The sequence below is a fragment of the Clostridium sp. AM34-9AC genome, assembly GCF_003480225.1.
GTDB lineage: Bacteria > Bacillota > Clostridia > Lachnospirales > Lachnospiraceae > Acetatifactor > Acetatifactor acetigignens.
In genome coordinates this window covers 92004-110759 of the sequence record NZ_QUIU01000012.1, presented here as the reverse complement: position 1 = coordinate 110759, position 18756 = coordinate 92004, and the positions used below count along the sequence as shown (strand labels likewise).

The 18756-nt window shown below is 49.3% G+C and carries 14 protein-coding genes; 2 read left to right on the top strand and 12 right to left on the bottom strand.

The genetic code is table 11. The features are described from left to right. Positions 1–518: 518 nt before the first annotated feature. From DW835_RS09150 to argC, 12 genes are all read right to left on the bottom strand, one after another. Positions 519–3380 (bottom strand): ComEC/Rec2 family competence protein, encoded by a 2862-nt coding sequence (locus DW835_RS09150; RefSeq protein ID WP_182430285.1) that lies wholly within the window; start codon positions 3378–3380, stop codon positions 519–521. Positions 3381–3475: 95 nt separating this feature from the next. Next, a complete protein-coding gene (locus tag DW835_RS09145; protein ID WP_118504088.1) occupies positions 3476–4399 on the bottom strand; it encodes a GerMN domain-containing protein in 924 nt (307 codons plus the stop codon). A 31-nt stretch (positions 4400–4430) separates the two neighbouring features. Next, a complete protein-coding gene (locus tag DW835_RS09140) occupies positions 4431–5954 on the bottom strand; it encodes a HAMP domain-containing sensor histidine kinase (RefSeq protein WP_347559369.1) in 1524 nt (507 codons plus the stop codon). A gap of 202 nt (positions 5955–6156) precedes the next feature. Further along, the gene (locus DW835_RS09135) at positions 6157–6852 is read right to left on the bottom strand and encodes a response regulator transcription factor (RefSeq protein ID WP_022312410.1); all 696 of its coding nucleotides are present in this window, start codon (positions 6850–6852) and stop codon (positions 6157–6159) included. Positions 6853–6907: 55 nt separating this feature from the next. Beyond that, positions 6908–7504, bottom strand: a complete 597-nt coding sequence (locus tag DW835_RS09130; protein ID WP_207665418.1) for a helix-hairpin-helix domain-containing protein — start codon at positions 7502–7504, stop codon at positions 6908–6910. A gap of 220 nt (positions 7505–7724) precedes the next feature. Beyond that, complete coding sequence (locus DW835_RS09125) at positions 7725–8156, bottom strand: DMT family transporter (RefSeq protein ID WP_022312412.1); 432 nt, start codon at positions 8154–8156, stop codon at positions 7725–7727. A 78-nt stretch (positions 8157–8234) separates the two neighbouring features. Further along, complete coding sequence (locus DW835_RS09120; protein ID WP_118669330.1) at positions 8235–9689, bottom strand: extracellular solute-binding protein; 1455 nt, start codon at positions 9687–9689, stop codon at positions 8235–8237. Between the two features lie 17 nt (positions 9690–9706). Then, entirely contained in the window at positions 9707–10900 is a 1194-nt protein-coding gene (locus tag DW835_RS09115) for an aspartate aminotransferase family protein (protein ID WP_022312414.1), read from the bottom strand. Between the two features lie 150 nt (positions 10901–11050). Next, positions 11051–11929: an acetylglutamate kinase gene (gene argB / locus DW835_RS09110; RefSeq protein ID WP_118538334.1), complete on the bottom strand. Its 879-nt coding sequence runs from the start codon at positions 11927–11929 to the stop codon at positions 11051–11053. A 63-nt stretch (positions 11930–11992) separates the two neighbouring features. Beyond that, the gene (argJ, locus tag DW835_RS09105) at positions 11993–13216 is read right to left on the bottom strand and encodes a bifunctional glutamate N-acetyltransferase/amino-acid acetyltransferase ArgJ (RefSeq protein ID WP_022312416.1); all 1224 of its coding nucleotides are present in this window, start codon (positions 13214–13216) and stop codon (positions 11993–11995) included. 111 nt (positions 13217–13327) lie between these two features. Beyond that, the gene (locus DW835_RS09100) at positions 13328–13789 is read right to left on the bottom strand and encodes a GNAT family N-acetyltransferase (protein ID WP_022312417.1); all 462 of its coding nucleotides are present in this window, start codon (positions 13787–13789) and stop codon (positions 13328–13330) included. A 39-nt stretch (positions 13790–13828) separates the two neighbouring features. Continuing rightward, positions 13829–14887 carry an N-acetyl-gamma-glutamyl-phosphate reductase gene (gene argC, locus DW835_RS09095; RefSeq protein WP_118504096.1) on the bottom strand — a complete coding sequence of 353 codons (1059 nt, stop codon included), beginning with the start codon at positions 14885–14887 and terminating at the stop codon, positions 13829–13831. A gap of 558 nt (positions 14888–15445) precedes the next feature. Here argC and DW835_RS09090 point away from each other — a divergent pair. Beyond that, positions 15446–17191, top strand: a complete 1746-nt coding sequence (locus tag DW835_RS09090) for an NFACT RNA binding domain-containing protein (protein WP_118669335.1) — start codon at positions 15446–15448, stop codon at positions 17189–17191. 316 nt (positions 17192–17507) lie between these two features. Then, positions 17508–18734, top strand: coding sequence for an argininosuccinate synthase (locus DW835_RS09085; protein WP_022153415.1), 1227 nt, complete (start codon positions 17508–17510; stop codon positions 18732–18734). The last annotated feature ends 22 nt before the right edge of the window (positions 18735–18756 follow it).

The following is an 18756-nucleotide window of genomic DNA, read 5'->3' as shown; positions in this document are numbered from 1 at the left end:
ATATAGATTTGTAATTTACACCATTATATAGACTTTATCTTCCCCGGGGCTTATTCTTATTTTTCTTTCTCCTACGCCCCGGCTTCTTGACTTCCCCGGGGCTTATTTCTACTTTTCCTTCTCTCACGCCCCGGCTTCTTGACTTCTCCGGGGCTTATTCTTACTTTTCTTTCTCCTACGCCCCGGCTTCTTGACTTCTCCGGGGCTTATTTCTACTTTTCTTTTTCCTACGCCCCAGCTTCTTGACTTCTCCGGGGCTTATTCTTATTTTTCTTTCTCCTACGCCCCAGCTTCTTGACTTCCTCGGGGCTTATTCTTACTTTTCTTCCTCTCATGCCCCGGCTTCTTGACTTCTCCGGGGCTTATTCTTACTTTTCTTTCTCCTATGCCCCGGCTTCTCGATTTCCCCGGGGCTTATTCTTACTTTTCTTCCTCTCACGCCCCGGCTTCTCGATTTCCTCGGGGCTTATTCTTACTTTTCTTCCTCTCACGCCCCAACTACCTAGAACCCCAACGGCTTATTTTCTTCTCAGATACCCTTGCAACCGGTTTCCGTGACTGTCGACGGTTACTGTCAGGGCTCCATAGTCGGTGGTGAGGTACCAGGGGACCTTAGCATCTTCCAGGCGCTGTAGCGTCGCGGCATGGGGATGGCCATAGGAATTGTTACGACCACAGGAGATAATGGCGGCAGCGGGGCCGGCGGCGGCAAGAAACTCAGAACTGGTGGAATAGCCTGAGCCGTGATGCGCTACCTTCAGGATGTCTACCTTGAAGCCCCCTTGTCTCCGTGATTCCCACAACTCCTGCTGTTCTCGCGGTTCCTGCGATTCCTGCAATTTCCGCGCATTCTGCAAAGCCTGTGATTCCTGCGCTACCCGTAACATCTTCGCTTCCTGTAACGTCTTCAACGTCTGCAATTCCTGTGTCAGCTGCTGCTCCCCTTCGCCTTCCACATCCCCTGTCAGGAGAATGCTTAGCTTCCCGGCACCCACGCCGAAGTTTTTCCTTTCACCGGTATCACCATGACCGGTTCTCTCACCAGTAACTCCGACAGCAAAGCTGCCGTTCTCACCGTAAACTTCGCTAGCAGCTCTTCCGCCCTCTCCACTTGCTTCCATCCCCTCTGCCGCGCCCCACTTCACTGCTTTCGCAAATACCTCCACGTAGAAGCATTCCGAATAGGCATTGGCATCCGCAAGAGTCGTATTCTCCTCCGGGTGCAGACACCGCAGCCGGAGTCGACTATCCCTAATCTCATCGCCACATTTTATGTAACTTACCGGTACTCCGGCATATTCCGCGGCAACAAGCAATTTTTCAAAAGCCTCCCTGCGCTCCGCTTCCGTAATCGCAGGCAGAAACATCTGCTCCACGGTAATTCCCCATTCTCCACCGTTCTCCAGCAGTTCCAATATGCCATTCATATGGTCTTCATCTGGGTGCGATACAAACACACCGCGTAGAGACTGGATTCCCCGGCTCTTGAGATAAGGCTTCAACACATATTCACCGATTTTCCTCCGACTGGTACTACCGCAGTCAAAAAGATATGCCCCCTGCCCGGTCTCCACCACGATACCGTCTCCCTGTCCCACGTCCAGAAAAGTCACACGGCTTCCCCGATCAAAATTGCCGGTCAGTAAACCAACTATTAATACCAAAATCATTGCGGCTACAATTCGGCACATAACTCCGTTCCTATATGTCATCACTCCCTGCCATGTATACCAAAAATTTGCTAAAACATGCCGCCATCTGGTGGGACATATTTCAGAGTACCTGTCAGAGTGCTGCATCTTTTTTCTGTTACTCTCTCTTTTTCTACCCCTACCGCTATCATCCACTCCGCGTGTTTCCCGACGCTGCCTTTCTCTTTCAGTGCGGTGTCCGTCTCCATGATTATTTTCCGCCACATAAGCTACATAAAGTCTTTGTCGCTTCCATTTTTCCGCATAATTCCTGCCAATGATCAACACAAATAGCCCACTATAATAAACGATCATCTGCCACTTTGCCGGGCGGCCCACGCACCATACCGCTCCCGGCAGTTCTCCGAACCGTTCGCAGATCCATTCATACCACCACAGGATCAGACAATCCACCGTCCCTGCAATTCCCAGTCCAGGGATCAATGACAGGATTCCCCCTGCCATCACCACACTCATAAAGGGCAACACCAGCAGGTTCAATAATACCGAGTAGACAGGGATCTCATAAAAGAACCAGAGCTGTATGGGCAGCGTAAAAAGAATAACTCCGGCACTGGCGGCAAAACCGCTTTTAAGTGCTGACACCATGCGCCAAAGCCTTTCATACACCACCTTCCGCCAGCCTTCCCGGTACTTGTTCCTCTCGTAAGCGGAATCACCCAGAATATCTGTCACGGTCAGAAGCCCTGCCACCACGCCACTGGCCGTTTCCACACCGGCATTATCTTCCCTACCATCCCCGGCAAACACCGGTGTCAACAAGCAGATCCCCAGCACCGCCCCAAAAGACATCAAAAAGCTCACATCCCCAAGCCGCTCCGGTTGCTGCAACACCAGCAATGCCGCCAACAGCCCCACACCTGTCAGCATATCGTAAGTCCTTCCCACGAATATCCCCAACATCTGCAGCAGATACATTCCTATGGCACGGCTGGCGGATACACTCATGCCCACCATCATACCGTACAGAAGCAGTGTCATGGCACCTCCCGCTGCTGCCACTCTGACCGGAGCCCCCAGTCTCTTAAGCAGCCGGTAGCATCCCATCCCCAGCAAAGTAATATGCAGCCCTGAAATGCTTAAGATATGGGCGATCCCATTCCTCTGGTACAGCGCCTTTACCTCCGCATCCAGTTCTTCCTTCTCCCCCAGCAGTAATGTCTGCATAACGGAAGCCTCTTTCTCCGGGAATACCTTTGCCAGTCTGTCGTGTAATCTCCTTCGAAAGGCAAACAACTTTTCTCTCAAAAAGCTATAATCCTCCTCCGCTGCCAGAACCTGTGCTTTCCGCACTCTGCCACCGATGCCCTTTCCCGCAGAATAGGCCCGCACGTCAAATTCCCCGTGATTGGTCGCAGCATCGAAGTGCGAAAAAACGCCTTCCAGAACAATATGCTGGCCCAGTCTCAGGCTCTGTACCTCCTGCGTGTTTGTCAACTCACATTGTAATTTTCCAGAATAGGAATATTTTAGATCGTTTTGAATAATAGAAATTGATTTCAGAATAATCGTTTCAGAAGTTCTTGTGTCTATCCGTCCCGTGATCCTCACCGGACTTCCGTCAGGCGGCAGTACGCCGGCATCCCCGGTGTCTGCCCCCGTCAGTATTCTTCCTATGGCGAGCACTATCACGAGACACAGACACGCCATAAAAAGCGGTCGTCTCATTAAGCTCCCTTCCGCAGGCAATCCCGCCTGCCCACAGTCAGGACTGTTCCGACAGTCCAACGCAAAAACAGTCCTGTCCCGCATAAATTCAAAATTTACTGTTCCAAAGTCGTTACATAATCCAGATTCCGTTCAAAAGTGGAATTGCTGAAGGTAGATGGCACTTCGCCGTTGACCAGGATCTGTACTTTATTGATATTATCCAGTTCCACCAGGGAATTCACGATGGAGTAAACTGCTACCTCCGTGGAAACATTGTTCACCACGGTCAGGAAGCTGGAATCCAGATTCACATAGCAGATGCCATCTTTGGTCAGGATATTGATGATCTTGGTCTCCGGATTGATCACCGGGTACAGACCCTCAATCTGTCCGCTGGGTCCCGCGATCAGTTCCTCCACCACGAATCGCTCCAACGGAGTATTGGTGGAATAATGCTTTTCTCTGTAGGCCGCGATCAGCTTATCACCGTCTGCATTGGCAAAATACAGCTTTACCTTCACCAGTTCATAGGTGTTGATCTCGTTACCGTCATTATTGATGAACTGCTCGGCATTCATCCAGCCTACCAATTCCCCTGCATTGTCATATAACTGACTGCCTTCCACGGTAATCGTCACATATTTCACATTGGACAGCTGCGTCAGTGTCCTTACAACGGCCGCCCGCACCAGTACTTCTGTGGTGACCGAAAGTTCGGAATATGCCTTATCCACATTGATTACAAGTTTTCCGTCTTCCACTTCATAATCCAGAACCTGAAATCCCATGTCAAAAGGCGCCTTATATTCCAGCTTTTCCGGGGTGGTGGAGAGAAATGTCATGGTCTCTTCCAACTGTTCCTCCGGTGTCTTGGTGTTCAGATACTGGTCATGAACCTCAACCTTCGTCTCTGCGGTATTTACATAATACACCGATATCTTTTTGCCGGTCTCCGGCTCTCTCGTGCCACAACCGGTCAGGACTGCCAACAACATCAGAAGCATACCGGTCAAAACATATTTTTTAACTCTCTTCATAACTACACAATCTTTCTTACAACAGCTCCGTCTAAGAGGCGATATATGTCAGCGGGATCTTCACCAGGAAACAGGAGCCCTGCCCCTCGGTACTCGTCACCGTAAGGGATCCCTTGTGCATCAGGACGGCGCTCTTGGTGATCGCCAGTCCCAGTCCCGTTCCGCCGATCTCTCTGGAATGAGACTTGTCCACACGATAGAATCTCTCGCAGATATGTGCCAGAGCCTCCTCCGGGATACCGATTCCGGAATCACTGACTTCAAAGGTAAAATACTGATGATCCGCATCCAGTATCACCTTCACCCAGCCATGATCCTTATTGTATTTGATGGCATTCTCCACCAGATTCGTCATGATCAGGGTCATCTTAACTTCATCCACCTCTGCCACCACAGGACGGACGCTTTCAAATACCACTTCCACATCCTTCTTCCGGGCGATGGGCCGCAGTCTCTTTAAGATCAATTCCGTCAGATCATTGATGTTCAACGATACAATATTCAGATCCTGTACCTTTTTATCCATTTTTACCAGTGCCAGCAGATCCGTAATGATCTGGTTCTCTCTGTCAATCTCGGAAGCAATGTCTTCCATGAATTCTCGATACAGCTCCGCCGGTACATTTTCCTGTGCTAGCAGGGAATCCGACAATACCTTGATGGATGTCATGGGTGTTTTCAACTCGTGGGACACATTTGCCACAAATTCCTGTCGGGAATCGTCCAATGCCTTCATCCGCTTCAACAGCTGGTTGAACGCATCTACGATATGTACGGTCTCCACATAATCTGGCACAGAGATCGTCTCATCACTGAAGCCTTCCTTTACCGCATTGATGGCCTGTGTGACTCTGTTGAAAGGTCTCGTCAAAGCTCTGGACAGTATGATAGCCAGTGCCAGGATTGCCACCATCATGATCACTTCCAGAATGTACGCCTTACGATTCAGCACTTCCTTGGCATTTACGATACTGTCATTGGAAATGCTGGTCAGCATAACGCCCCGGATGGCATCCGGATTCCTTTTTCCGTTTTCGTCCGTAGTGTTTGCCGTGGTATCCATGATGGGAGTGGTCATTTCTATGTAACCGTGCTCCGGGTCATAATGGGAAATGTTTTCCCCCTGAAAACATTTGATGACCTCCTCGGAAATGATGGTCTTTCCTTCACTGATGCCGTAGGTATCTTTTTCCACCTTGAAATTCTTGTTGATGATCATAACGCGGCCTTCATACAGATTGGACAGCATCTCCAGTTCCGCATTGATGACTTCTCTGGAATTGCCGATGTCCTCTCTGACACCATGGCTGCTTAAATAATTGTTGCTGATCAGATGATTGGCCAGGATCATCAACTGGTTCTGTACCACTGTGGTCCGCTGTTCCACCGCCAGATCCTCGTAATTGCTCACGATACCGTGGCGCATGGCAATACAAGGCACCAGGCCGATCACCAGCGTCAGCAGGAAGATCCTCGCCCGCAGACTTCGAAGCGCGATCATGCTCTCCAGTTTTTCCCATATAGTTGCAAAACGTTCTTTATTCCATTTTTTCACAGTATAAAAACCTCAGTTCCGAACCTCTCCACGCCATTCACAAAACCGCACGATAAATCGTGCTCTCCGCTGCTTCGCAGCTACTTTTGTTCATTTGCGTGGCGGTGGCTCTATTCGAGCCACCTTCAAAGATAAGAGAAATTGATTCTTACATGCAAGCATGGCGAATCATTTCCTCTTATCTTTGCCGGTTCTCATAGTCTCACTTATTATTAAAGTAATACCCGACGCCCCATTTGGTATGCACGTATCTGGGCTCGCTGGGATTGGACTCGATCTTCTCACGCAGTCTCCGGATATGTACATCCACTGTACGCACATCACCGGGATAATCCGTACCCCATACCAGCTTCAACAAATTCTCCCTGCTATATACCTTGTCGGGATTCAGCATCAGAAGTTCCAGCACTTCGAACTCCTTGGCCGTCAGTCCGATCTCCCTGCCCTGGATGTAGGCTCTTTTGCCGTCACGATCCAGCTTCATATCGCCGCTTTCAAGAATACCGGTGTTCTCTGTGGTTCCTTTTTTCGGCTCCATTCTGCGGAAGATAGCTTTGATCCGGGCTTTCACTTCCAGAATGTTAAAAGGCTTGGTTATGTAATCGTCCGCGCCGTATTCCAGTCCCAGGATCTTATCCATGTCATCACCCTTGGCGGTCAACATAATCACCGGTACATTGGAAAATTCGCGGATCTGCTGGCAGACCTCAAAGCCGGTCAGCTTCGGCAGCATGACGTCCAGTAATATGATGTCATATTCCTTGTTATGCGCCATCTGCAATGCTTCCTCACCGTCATAAGCACAATCCACTTCCATGTTGTCCTGTTCCAGACTGAAACGGATTCCCTTCACGATCAGCTTCTCATCATCCACTACCAGCACTTTCTTGCCTGCCATCTTTCCTTAACCTCTCTATCCCTTACTTTTCTCTTCACGGTCCCGGCATAAGCCCTCATTGTACCGTGATCTTATCACACAATTTGTCGTACGCGTTCTGTTTGATCCCGGATACCTTCATAATGTCTTCCTTCGTCTGAAAGGCTCCGTTTTGCTCCCGGTAGCGCACAATATCTGCCGCCCGGGAAGCTCCGATCCCCGGCAGCGCACACAATTCCTCCGCAGATGCCGTGTTGATATTCACAAGTCCCTCCGCCGTCGCTTTTACCTCGGCTTCCAGAGTCTCCGCTTCCTCCAACGTTGGAAAATACAGCTTCTGACCATCCGTCACCGTTTCTGCCAGATTCACATAAAAAGGATCCGCCTCCGCTGTCATACCTCCGACCAGTCGCAGGGCTTCCTCCGCTCTGCTGCCCTCCAGCACTTCCACGACTCCGGGATCCCGCACTGCGCCGCAGACATAGACATATATCATCTGCGGTTCAGCCTTTGCCGGTTCCTGCACTGTCACGCTGCTGCCTGCAGGCTCCGCTGCCTGTTCCACCGCTTCCAGTGAGGGAAATTCCGCCACATCTTCTCCGGATGGAATCAGCACAATGGCCTCATCCTTCCTCTGACAGCCGGTCATGAACATCACCAGACTGAAAAACATTCCGATCAAACCTGCATATTTTGTTTTAAAAAACCTTATCGAAAACATCATAGTCCCCTTTCCATTTTCCTGATTCCTTCACAAAATTTCAGGGGATTGCCTCTCTATGCTGTTAATTTTCATTGTACTGGAATCACACGGAATTTACAAGCCGTTTTCGCATTTGTGGTAACGATTCAGACCCCATTCGCAAAATTGCCGCTACGAGGATAGCTCTGGATCATTTCCACTTGAAAATCACAATACCCACAATCGCCACGGCCATGCCGATGGCTTTCCGCCACTCCCAGGGCTGCTTCTCCACACCGAACCATCCGAACAATTCGATAATATATGCTACAGCAAGCTGAGCGACCACAATAAGCATTACCGCTTTGGCCGGTCCCAGGGCATCCATACTGCGGATCACAGTGTAGGTGATAAAGGCTCCGATGGCCCCTCCCAAAAGCATATATCTGGGCTCCACCTGCGCTATCTTCAAGAAGGAAGTCCGCTCCGTACACAGCCATGCCCCCAGACATACCAGCAATGCTGTAAACTGCACAAATGCACTGGCGGTCCAGATGCCGGTGGATTTCGTCACCTGGGTGTTGAACACTCCCTGGATGCTCATCAGCGCACCGGAAACTAAAGCAATCAAAAAACCGATCATAGGATTCTACCACCTTTTCTTTTTAGTAGTAGTCTATCCTGTGACCGGTTCGTTCATTCATATTTTATTGTAACGGTTTTAGTTCTCTGTACCACCTACCTGTCCGGCTATGGTCTCGTCCAGCTGCTGTACCAGAGTAGTCACGTCGTCACCGTTCCATACCTTGGAAAACAGTACTTCCAGCTGCATCCAGAAATTTCCCGTCTCTAGCATCTTCGGCAATGACACACTGTCCGCATACTCATCGGCAAAGATCATAAGCGCACCGTTGTCTGCATTCTCTGCCGCCTGAAGACTTGCCGGCATTTTGCCGGAGCGTTCATACAGGCCGTCCGCATATCCTTCTGCCAGATACGCTGCGAAGCAGTCCGCCAGTTCCTTGTGTTCCGAATAGCCGTTGATGACTGCCGCTCCCGTAACAGACAAAGATCTGCTCTGCAGTTCGGCGCTGACATCCGGCATACGGGCAATTCCGTAATTAAATGCAAGGCTGCCGTCCGCTTTTGCCTCTTCCAGCCGTTTGACCACATCCGTGGTTCCGATGGTGAACATGGTCTTGCCATCGATAAAGTCCTGGATCACAGAATCATAAGTCACCGTATCGGATTCAATAAAGAAGAACTGGTTCAGTGCCTTGTACACTTCCAGACATTGAATGGTCTCCGGATTATTGATATCAATATCATTTCTGTCATCCCCGGGATCACCGCCTACGATCATGTAGTTGCCTACGATCCAGTAGTTGTAGAAAATATTGTTCACGTCCCATTTCATGACACCTTCCACACCTTCCGGTGCATCAAAGGTATCTGCAATATTCAGCAGATCATCCACTGTGGAGGGAAGTGCTTCCGCGAAATACTGCTCTGCCAGCGCATTTACCGCTGTCTCATCCGCTGTCACCTGTTCCGTGGTCTGGTCTTCCGGAAGAAAATCTTCCTCGATGATCTCTTCTCCTTCCCCTATGGGTTCATCATTCTCACTGCTTCCCGCCAGTTCTTTCTCCGCCTGCTGGGTTGCCCAGGTTCGAAGATAATCTTCATTATATACCAACGCACTGGTATCAAAATAAACCGGGTAACCGATCAGCTTCTGATCATAGGTTACCGCAGACAGAGCCGCCTGGGAAAAATGGTCTGTATTGCAGATTCCCACAGTGTCAGGCACTTTCGATGCCAGTCCTGCCAGATAAGCCTTTTCCAGAGAGTCACTGCTCAAGAGGTAGATATCCGGTATCTGATCGGAATGCAGGGTCTCCTGATTGATAGCTTCCAGATATTCACTGTCAGAAGTAAGTACGGGAATCACACGAACTCCACTGTTCTGTTCTCCGAAGGATACTGCTGCCGCATTGATATAACCGGACAATGCCTCATCGGAATACCAGCAATAGATTGTCTCCTTTCCTCGAAACAGCTGCAGTCCGCTTCCGCTCTCCTGTGTCTGACTCATCTCCTGCGTACTTCCATAAACAGCTGCAGCAGCCATGGCGATCACAGCTGCTGTAGCGATAATTCTTTTTTTCAAAAACATAAATTCACCTAAACCTCTTATTCGATACAGGTGTCCAAAATAGCAATCATTTCGTCCACATTTTCCCGGGTAATCACGAGAGGCGGTACGAAGCGGATAATGTCCGCACCGGCATTGATCAGAATTAATCCCTTCTCCAATGCTCTGTTAATAATGTCTCCTACCGGATGGTCAAATACCAGTCCCTGCATCAGTCCCACACCACGGCGTTCTTTGATACAGTCATACTTGTCTGCCAGTTCGTTCAGACGCTGTTCCAGATAGGGAGCCACCTCTCTCACATGTTCTATTATATGGTCCTCTTCGAATAAATCAAGCACTTTTTCCACTGCTGCGCAGGCTAAGGGGTTACCGCCGTAGGTGGTTCCGTGATCTCCCGCTGTCAGAGAATGCTGTGCTACTTTCTCCGTCATCATAAATGCACCTACCGGTACACCGCAGCCCAGTGCCTTGGCAGAAGTCATGATGTCCGGCTTCACGCCGAAGCGCTGCCATGCATACATGTAACCGGTACGTCCCATGCCGCACTGGATCTCATCCAGAATCAGCAGGATATCCCGCTCATCGCACAGATCACGAACCTGTTTTAAGAATTCTTCATTAGCGGGACGCAGTCCGCCCTCGCCCTGTACAGTCTCCATAATGATGGCACAGGTCTTGTCTGTCACCTGATCCAGCACATTCTGGAAATCATTCAGTTCTGCAAATTTGATATGTCCGATCATGGGCTGGAACGCCTCACGATACTTGGGATTGCCCGTTACTGACAAAGCTCCCATGGTTCTGCCGTGGAAGGAGTGATTCATGGCAATGATCTCATGGTCGGTACAGCCATCCTTCAGATACGCATATTTTCTGGCAGCCTTAATGGCACCTTCCACTGCTTCCGCACCGGAATTGGTGAAAAAGACACGATCCATGCCGGATACTTTTTTGATCTTACGAGCCGCCTCGATGGCAGGCACGTTGTAATAATAATTGGAGGTGTGGATCACCTTGTCGATCTGTGCTTTCAGCGCATCGTTGTATGCCTTGTTCTGATAGCCCAGGGCAAATACAGCGATTCCCGCTACGAAATCGAGATATTTTTTACCGTCGGTATCATACAGATGTACACCTTCGCCCTTGTCCAGAACAATCTGATACCGGTTATAAGTATGCAACAGGTCTTTTTCCGCCTCTGCAATATATTCTTTCATGGTGTCGCTCATTTTTCCTCTCCATTCCGCAGACGTTCTTTTCGTCAAGGAAACGCAAACCAAATTTCTAATTTGGTTTTGCGATAATGGCTACTTTGTGACGCCTGCGGCACAAATAGCCGGGTGCGGAATAAGCTGCCAGGCTTATTCTGCACACTTTTTTCACTCCTCATCGGATACGATCGCAGTTCCGATACCCTGATTGGTGAAGATCTCCAGCAACAGGCAGTGTGCCAGACGTCCATCCAGAATATGCACACGGTTTACACCGTTGCGGATCGCAGAAGTACAGTTGTTCAGCTTCGGCAGCATACCACCGCCGATGTAACCGTCGTGGATCAGTCCCTCTGCCTCGGAAGCTGTCAATCTGGAAATAAATGTGGACTTGTCATTGATGTCCTTGTACAATCCCTCGATATCCGTCAGAAATGCCAGTTTCTCCGCATGTACTGCTTTTGCGATAGCGCAGGCCGCATCATCCGCATTGATATTGTAGGTGTGATAATCCTTGTCCAGTCCAATGGGAGCGATGATGGGCAGGTAATCCTTCTCCAGCATGTCAAAGAGAATATCCGGATTCACGCCGGTGATCTCACCCACATACCCGATGTCCTGACCGTCGGAATATTTTTTCTCTACCTGAAGCAGGCCGCCGTCTTTACCGCTGACACCTACTGCTTTCACGCCCAGCTCTTCCACCATGGTCACAAGGCTCTTATTTACCTTGTTCAGTACCATTTCCGCGATCTCCATGGTCTCCTCATCGGTGACACGCAGACCGTTGACGAACTTTGCCTCTTTTCCGACCTTGCCGACCCAGCGGCTGATCTCCTTACCGCCGCCGTGAACGATGATGGGCTTGAAACCTACCAGTTTCAACAGCGTTACGTCCTTGATGACGTTTTTCTGCAGTTCCTCATTGCTCATGGCGCTGCCGCCGTATTTTACCACGATGATCTTACGGTTGAATTTCTGTATGTAAGGAAGCGCCTCGATCAGCACCTCTGCTTTTTTCATTACCTGTTCCATATCTTTTTCCATTTTTATCCTCATTTCCGCAGATACCGTGATCCGCCTGTCATTTATCTTTCCGGTCGTTCTTTTTTAGGAACGATAGTCCGCATTGATCTTCACATAATCATAGCTTAAATCACAGCCCCATGCGGTAGCTTCTGCCTCACCCATATGCATATCCACCAGTGCAGTGACTTCCGGATCGGAGAGGATCTTCGTGGCCTCTTCCTCGCTGTAATCACATGCCACACCATTACCGAAGATATGAATCTTGCCGCTCTTGCTCTCAAAATACAGATCCACATTTTCCGGGTCGAATTTGGCTCCGGAATAACCCAGTGCACAGAGGATACGTCCCCAGTTGGCATCATGTCCGAAGATAGCTGCCTTGGTCAGAGAAGAACAGATCACGGATTTTGCCAGAGTTCTGGCATCTTCCTTGCTGACTGCGTTTATTACTTTGGTCTCGAACAGTGCTGTGGCGCCTTCGCCATCTCCTGCCATTTTCTTTGCCAGGAATGTGGTGATCTCATGCAGTGCCTTGCAGAAGTTGTCGTAATCCTCGCCCTCTGCGGTAATCTCCTCGTTGCCAGCCATACCGTTGGCCAGCACCAGCAGTGTATCATTGGTGGAAGTATCTCCATCCACGGAGATCATGTTGAAGGAATCCACTACATCTGCGCTGACGCACTTCTGCAGCATCTCCTTGGAAATTTTCACATCTGTGGTTACAAAACCTAACATCGTGCACATATTCGGATGGATCATACCGGAACCCTTGCACATACCGCCCAGAGTCACAGTCTTGCCACCGATCTGTGTCTCGATGGCGATCTCTTTGGAAATGGTATCGGTGGTCATAATGGCATGGGCTGCATCGGAGCCAGCCTCCAGAGTATCTGCCTTGGCTGCCACCAGTTTCTCGATGCCAGCGGTGATCTTGTCTACGGGAATCTGCATACCGATGACACCGGTGGATGCAACCAGTACGGCATCGGTGGGCACACCCAACAGTTCTCCGGCACATTTTGCTTCTGCTTCACAGCAGTCCAGTCCCTGTTTGCCGGTGCAGGCATTAGCGATTCCCGAATTGACTACCACTGCCTGTGCAAATGCAGAATGTTCCACGATCTGCTTATCCCACAGTACAGGAGCCGCCTTTACCACATTGGAGGTAAAAGTACCGGCTACGGTACAAGGTGCCTTACTCACGATCAGTGCCATATCCTTACGATTCTGATATTTAATGGCAGCCTCCACACCTGCTGCCTCAAAGCCTTTTGCTGCGGTGACACCGCCCTGGATCTGTTTCATGTTGGAATAATCTCCTTTCGCTTCCGTTTTATTTATGATGTCGGGGTCAAAAGCCCCCGACTTTGATGCCTACGGATTGCTTCGTGCTACGCACTTCCACAATCCTGGCATCTATTTATTAAACGCCGTAATGTTCTCTTCATTCAAAGTAAAGTCGTAGTAGTTCAAGTCTTCCCGCTTTGTCCATCCAATGCATTTCCAGAAAGCGTTTCCGATGTCATTCTGGGTAAAAGCGATCAGGCTGACCTTGTTGATATGTTCCGCTTTCAGAGCATTCATGCAGTGAACGACCATGGCTTTGCCAATGCCAAGTCTTCGGTAATCTTCTCTGACACATACATGGTACAGACAGCCTCGTCGTCCGTCATGGCCGCAGAGGATGCCGCCCACTACGGCTCCATCCTCCCCGATGGCTACCACACTGGTGCCGGGATTCCGGTTGATAAAACGTTCCACACCTTCTCTGGAATCATCGATGCTCCGGATACCGAAACCGTGAATGGTCATCCAGAGGGCATGCAGACCATCATAATCTTCTATTGTCATGGGTTTGATCGTAAACTGTTTGTTCATGTATGTATTTTATCCTTTCTAATCCTTTCCGTATCTGCTTTAAGGGAAGCAGGGAACCAGCTCCAGTCCTTCGCTCTCAGGAATCCCGAACAGCAGGTTCATGTTCTGTACCGCCTGTCCTGCGGCACCCTTTACGAGGTTATCCAGTGCACCCATCATAATGATACGGCCGGTACGCTCATCAATGACAAAATTGATGTCCACGTAGTTGCTGCCTTCCACCCACTTGGTCTCGGGGCAGCTACCCTTATCCAGCACACGGACGAATTTCTCGTTTGCATAATATTTATCATAGACAGCTTTTACTTCCTCATAGGTAGGAAGTGTACCGTCCGGTTTTCTCTTCAGTGTTGCATACTCGGTTGCCAGAATTCCTCTGTTCATGGGTACGAGGTGCGGGGTAAAATTAATGGTCACCTGGCAGTTGCCCGCATAGCCTAACTGCTCCTCGATCTCGGGGGTATGTCTGTGGCTTGCCACGCCGTAGGCTTTCATGTTCTCGTTCACTTCGCAGAACAGGTTGGGCACCTTGGCGCCTCTTCCTGCACCGGAGGTACCGGACTTGGCATCCACGATCAGGGTGTTCACATCAATCATGCCTTCCTTGACCATGGGATAGGCCGTCAGGATCGAACAGGTGGTGTAGCAGCCGGGGTTGGCTACCAATCTGGTCTTCTCCGTGATCTTGTCACGATTGATCTCGCAGAGTCCGTATACTGCTTCCTCAATGAACTGAGGAGATTTGTGCTCGATGCCGTACCATTTTTCATAGGTGGCCACATCCTTGATCCGGTAATCAGCAGACAGATCCACGATCTTCACCTGAGAGAGAATCTCCTCTGTCAAAAGGCCCGCCAGAAATCCCTGAGGGGTTGCGGTAAAGATCACATCTACCTGCTTCGCCAGTTCTTCCAGATTGTCATCCTTGCAGATATCCTCCACCAGCTGGAACATGTTCTGGTATACCTGATAATACTTCTTATCTATATAGCTTCGGGAACCGTACCATACGATTTTGGCATCCTTGTGGTTTAACAGGATCCTTACCAGTTCTCCTCCGGCATAACCGGTTGCTCCGATGATTCCTACTCTGATCATTTTTCTACCTCTCTTGTTTATGTCATCGTTTTTTATTTCTGTCGCCGCCATACTTGTGTCAACGAATTGCTTCTGTCGCCGCCATACTTGTGTCAACGAATTGCTTCGCAGCAAGCTGCTCACGCAATTCTATTTTTGAACTATTCAGAACCCCATTCGCAAAATCGCTGCTACGCAGCTGGATTCTTGCTCATGTGGTTACTTCGTCATATAAATATCATCACATATTCTTACGAATGCAAGCATTCGACGAATATGTACCGATATTTATCTGACTCTGAATAGTTCCATGATACCACTTTTTGTCTAAATGTCTACTACTTTTTTCATTTTTATGCACGTTTCTCGGATTGTTGTGTATATTTATGCATATATTCATACTATTTTTATGGTTTTATGCATTATGGTGGAATAATATTCATTCTGTTTTCCGCATACTTTTCTTTCCTATAAAAATCTGTTACAATAACTATGCTGTGCTTTCGTTTGCAGCATATCTATTTTGTGGCTCTTTATGTTCTGTTTTTCCCGGATCCAAAGAGCAGAAATGAGGAAATCATGGCTTTTGACGGCGTTACCATTGCCTGTGTAATATCAGAATTAAAAAAAGAACTCATCGGCGGCCGATTATATAAGATCGCCCAGCCGGAAAACGACGAACTGCTGTTGACCATCAAGCAGCCCACCGGACAAAAGAGACTGCTTCTGTCCGCCAGCGCTTCCCTGCCCCTGATCTATCTGACGGAGAGCAACAAACCCAGTCCCATGACGGCCCCAAACTTCTGTATGCTGCTGCGCAAGCACTTACAGAACGGCCGTATCGTGAACATTTCCCAGCCGGGGCTGGAGCGTATCGTGCATATCGATATTGAGCATCTGGATGAAATGGGGGATCTGCGCCACAAGACGCTGGTCATGGAGCTGATGGGCAAACACAGCAACCTGATCTTCTGCAACGATGACAATACCATCATCGACAGTATCAAGCGGGTATCCGCCGCAGTCAGCAGTGTCCGGGAAGTCCTGCCCGGCAAGCCCTACTTCATCGCCCACACCCAGGATAAACTGGATGCCCTGACCTGCGACGAGACTACTTTCCGGGAAACCCTTGCCGCCAAGCCTCAATCGGTCTTCAAGGCAATCTACGGAAGCTTCACCGGTATCTCCCCGGTACTGGCACAGGAACTGTGCCACGAGGCAGGCATCGACGGGGAACGCCCTACAGCGGCATTGACGGCAGAGGATCATCATGCCCTGTATGAAGTTTTCTCCAAAATGGTCACTTCTATAAAGGAAGAAACTTTCTCCCCCTGCATCGCTTACACCGGCACCCGCCCCGTGGAATATGCGGCGGTTCCCCTGACCATGTACAGCACCGGAGCGGATCATCTGGAATCCTACACCTCCATGTCCGCCCTGTTGGAGCATTTTTATGCGGAGAAAAATACCCTGACCAGGATCCGTCAGAAATCTTCTGACCTGCGCCGTATCGTGCAGACCGCTCTGGAACGGGATATTAAAAAATACGATCTGCAGCTGGCCCAGATGAAGGATACGGAGAAGCGGGAAAAATACCGGATCTACGGAGAACTGTTGAATACTTACGGTTACAGTGCAAAGCCCGGTGACAAATCTCTCACGGCGGTAAATTACTATACCAGCGAACCGGTGACGATCCCCCTGGATCCTACTCTTTCCGCTACGGAAAATGCGAAGAAATATTTTGACAAATACGGAAAGCTAAAGCGTACTTATGAAGCATTGTCCGAACTGACTACTCAGGTAAAAGAAGAGATCGACCACTTGGAGACCATCAGCACGGCCCTGGATATCGCCCTGAAAGAGGAAGATCTGGTGGAGATCAAGGAGGAACTGACCCAGAGCGGCTACATCCGCAGAAAGGGCGGCACGAAAAAAGCAAAGATCACCAGCAAGCCCTTCCATTATCTGAGCAGCGACGGATTTCATATTTATGTGGGAAAAAATAATTTCCAGAACGATGAACTGACCTTCAAATTCGCCAACGGAAATGACTGGTGGTTCCATGCCAAAGGTATTCCCGGCTCCCATGTAGTGGTAAAGACCGAAGGGAAGGAACTGCCGGACCGGACTTTTGAAGAGGCCGGCCGACTTGCTGCCTACTATTCTAAGGGCAGGGAGCAGGAAAAGGTGGAGATCGACTATGTCCAGAAAAAACAGGTCAAAAAGCCGGCCGGTGCCAAGCCTGGCTTCGTGGTCTATTATACGAACTACTCTCTGATGATCGACAGTGATATCTCCGGAATTGAAAAGATCAGCGACTGACTTTTGACGATTCCGGCGCATCTTATATGGTCGTTACCGTACTATTCATCAGACAGCATATTTTATGCATAAATATACTGTATATTTTTCATTCTATGCATTTATGTGCATATTTTAATTTATTTTATTCATTTTTATGATTTGTTTATGCAACTTTTCTGCTTGCTTTTGCGATTATAATGTTGTATAGTAATTGTCAGAGCGTAACACACGATCCTGGCATCTGATACTTACAGATTGCTTCGTGCTTTGCACATCGCATTTTCAGGGCTTTTGCCCCTGGCATCATACACACTATAAAACGGAGGATTTTATCATGAAGGAAAAAGTAGTTTTGGCTTATTCCGGCGGTCTGGATACTACCGCTATCATTCCCTGGCTGAAGGAGAATTTTGACTATGAAGTTATCTGCGTCTGCGTAAACTGCGGACAGGCAGAGGAGCTGGACGGTCTGGAAGAGAGAGCAAAGGCCTGCGGCGCTTCCAAGCTGTATATTGAAGACGTTATCGATGAATTCTGTGATGATTATATCGTTCCCTGTGTACAGGCTCATGCTGTATACGAGAACAAGTATCTGTTAGGTACTTCCATGGCAAGACCCCTGATCGCCAAGAAGCTGGTAGAGATTGCCAGAAAAGAAGGCGCTGTAGCTATCTGCCACGGTGCTACCGGTAAGGGTAACGACCAGATCCGTTTCGAGCTGGGCATCAAGGCTCTGGCTCCCGATATCAAGATCATCGCTCCCTGGAGAAGCGATAAGTGGAACATGGACTCCCGTGAATCTGAGATCGAATACTGCAAGGCTCATGGTATTCATCTTCCTTTCTCCACCGATTCTTCCTACAGCCGTGACCGTAACATCTGGCACATCAGCCACGAAGGTCTGGAACTGGAAGATCCCGGCAACGAGCCCAACTACGAGCATCTGCTGGTACTTGGTGTGACTCCCGAGAAGGCTCCCGATGAGGGCGAATATGTGACCATGACCTTTGAAAAGGGTGTTCCCACTTCCGTTAACGGTGAGAAGATGAAGGTCTCCGATATCATCCGTACCCTGAACAAGCTGGGCGGCAAGCACGGTATCGGTATCGTAGATATCGTAGAGAACCGTGTCGTTGGCATGAAGTCCCGTGGTGTCTATGAGACTCCCGGCGGTACCATCCTGATGGAGGCTCACCAGCAGCTGGAAGAGCTGATCCTGGATCGCGATACCTATGCATTCGAAAAGGAAATGGGTGCGAAATTCGCCAGTCTGGTATACGAAGGCAAATGGTTCACTCCTCTTCGTGAGGCAGAGCAGGCATTCATCGAGAAAACCCAGGAGTATGTGACCGGTGAAGTAAAGTTCAAGCTCTACAAGGGCAACATCATCAAGGCCGGAACCACTTCTCCTTACTCTCTGTACAATGAGAACCTGGCTTCCTTCACCACCGGTGATCTGTACGACCATCACGATGCAGAAGGCTTCATCAATCTGTTCGGTCTGTCTCTGAAGGTTCGTGCCATGAAGTTACAGGAGAACGAGAAGAAACTTGGTAACTAAGAATTAAAATAATGAGGTGTCT

Bases quoted from the DNA above. Each gene is read 5' to 3' on its own strand.
- DW835_RS09150 (WP_182430285.1), bottom strand. From the start codon at position 3,380: ATGAGACGACCGCTTTTTATGGCGTGTCTGTGTCTCGTGATAGTGCTC.
- DW835_RS09145 (WP_118504088.1), bottom strand. From the start codon at position 4,399: ATGAAGAGAGTTAAAAAATATGTTTTGACCGGTATGCTTCTGATGTTG.
- DW835_RS09135 (WP_022312410.1), bottom strand. From the start codon at position 6,852: ATGGCAGGCAAGAAAGTGCTGGTAGTGGATGATGAGAAGCTGATCGTG.
- DW835_RS09130 (WP_207665418.1), bottom strand. From the start codon at position 7,504: ATGTTTTTCAGTCTGGTGATGTTCATGACCGGCTGTCAGAGGAAGGAT.
- DW835_RS09125 (WP_022312412.1), bottom strand. From the start codon at position 8,156: ATGATCGGTTTTTTGATTGCTTTAGTTTCCGGTGCGCTGATGAGCATC.
- DW835_RS09120 (WP_118669330.1), bottom strand. From the start codon at position 9,689: ATGTTTTTGAAAAAAAGAATTATCGCTACAGCAGCTGTGATCGCCATG.
- DW835_RS09115 (WP_022312414.1), bottom strand. From the start codon at position 10,900: ATGAGCGACACCATGAAAGAATATATTGCAGAGGCGGAAAAAGACCTG.
- argB (WP_118538334.1), bottom strand. From the start codon at position 11,929: ATGGAAAAAGATATGGAACAGGTAATGAAAAAAGCAGAGGTGCTGATC.
- argJ (WP_022312416.1), bottom strand. From the start codon at position 13,216: ATGAAACAGATCCAGGGCGGTGTCACCGCAGCAAAAGGCTTTGAGGCA.
- DW835_RS09100 (WP_022312417.1), bottom strand. From the start codon at position 13,789: ATGAACAAACAGTTTACGATCAAACCCATGACAATAGAAGATTATGAT.
- argC (WP_118504096.1), bottom strand. From the start codon at position 14,887: ATGATCAGAGTAGGAATCATCGGAGCAACCGGTTATGCCGGAGGAGAA.
- DW835_RS09090 (WP_118669335.1), top strand. From the start codon at position 15,446: ATGGCTTTTGACGGCGTTACCATTGCCTGTGTAATATCAGAATTAAAA.
- DW835_RS09085 (WP_022153415.1), top strand. From the start codon at position 17,508: ATGAAGGAAAAAGTAGTTTTGGCTTATTCCGGCGGTCTGGATACTACC.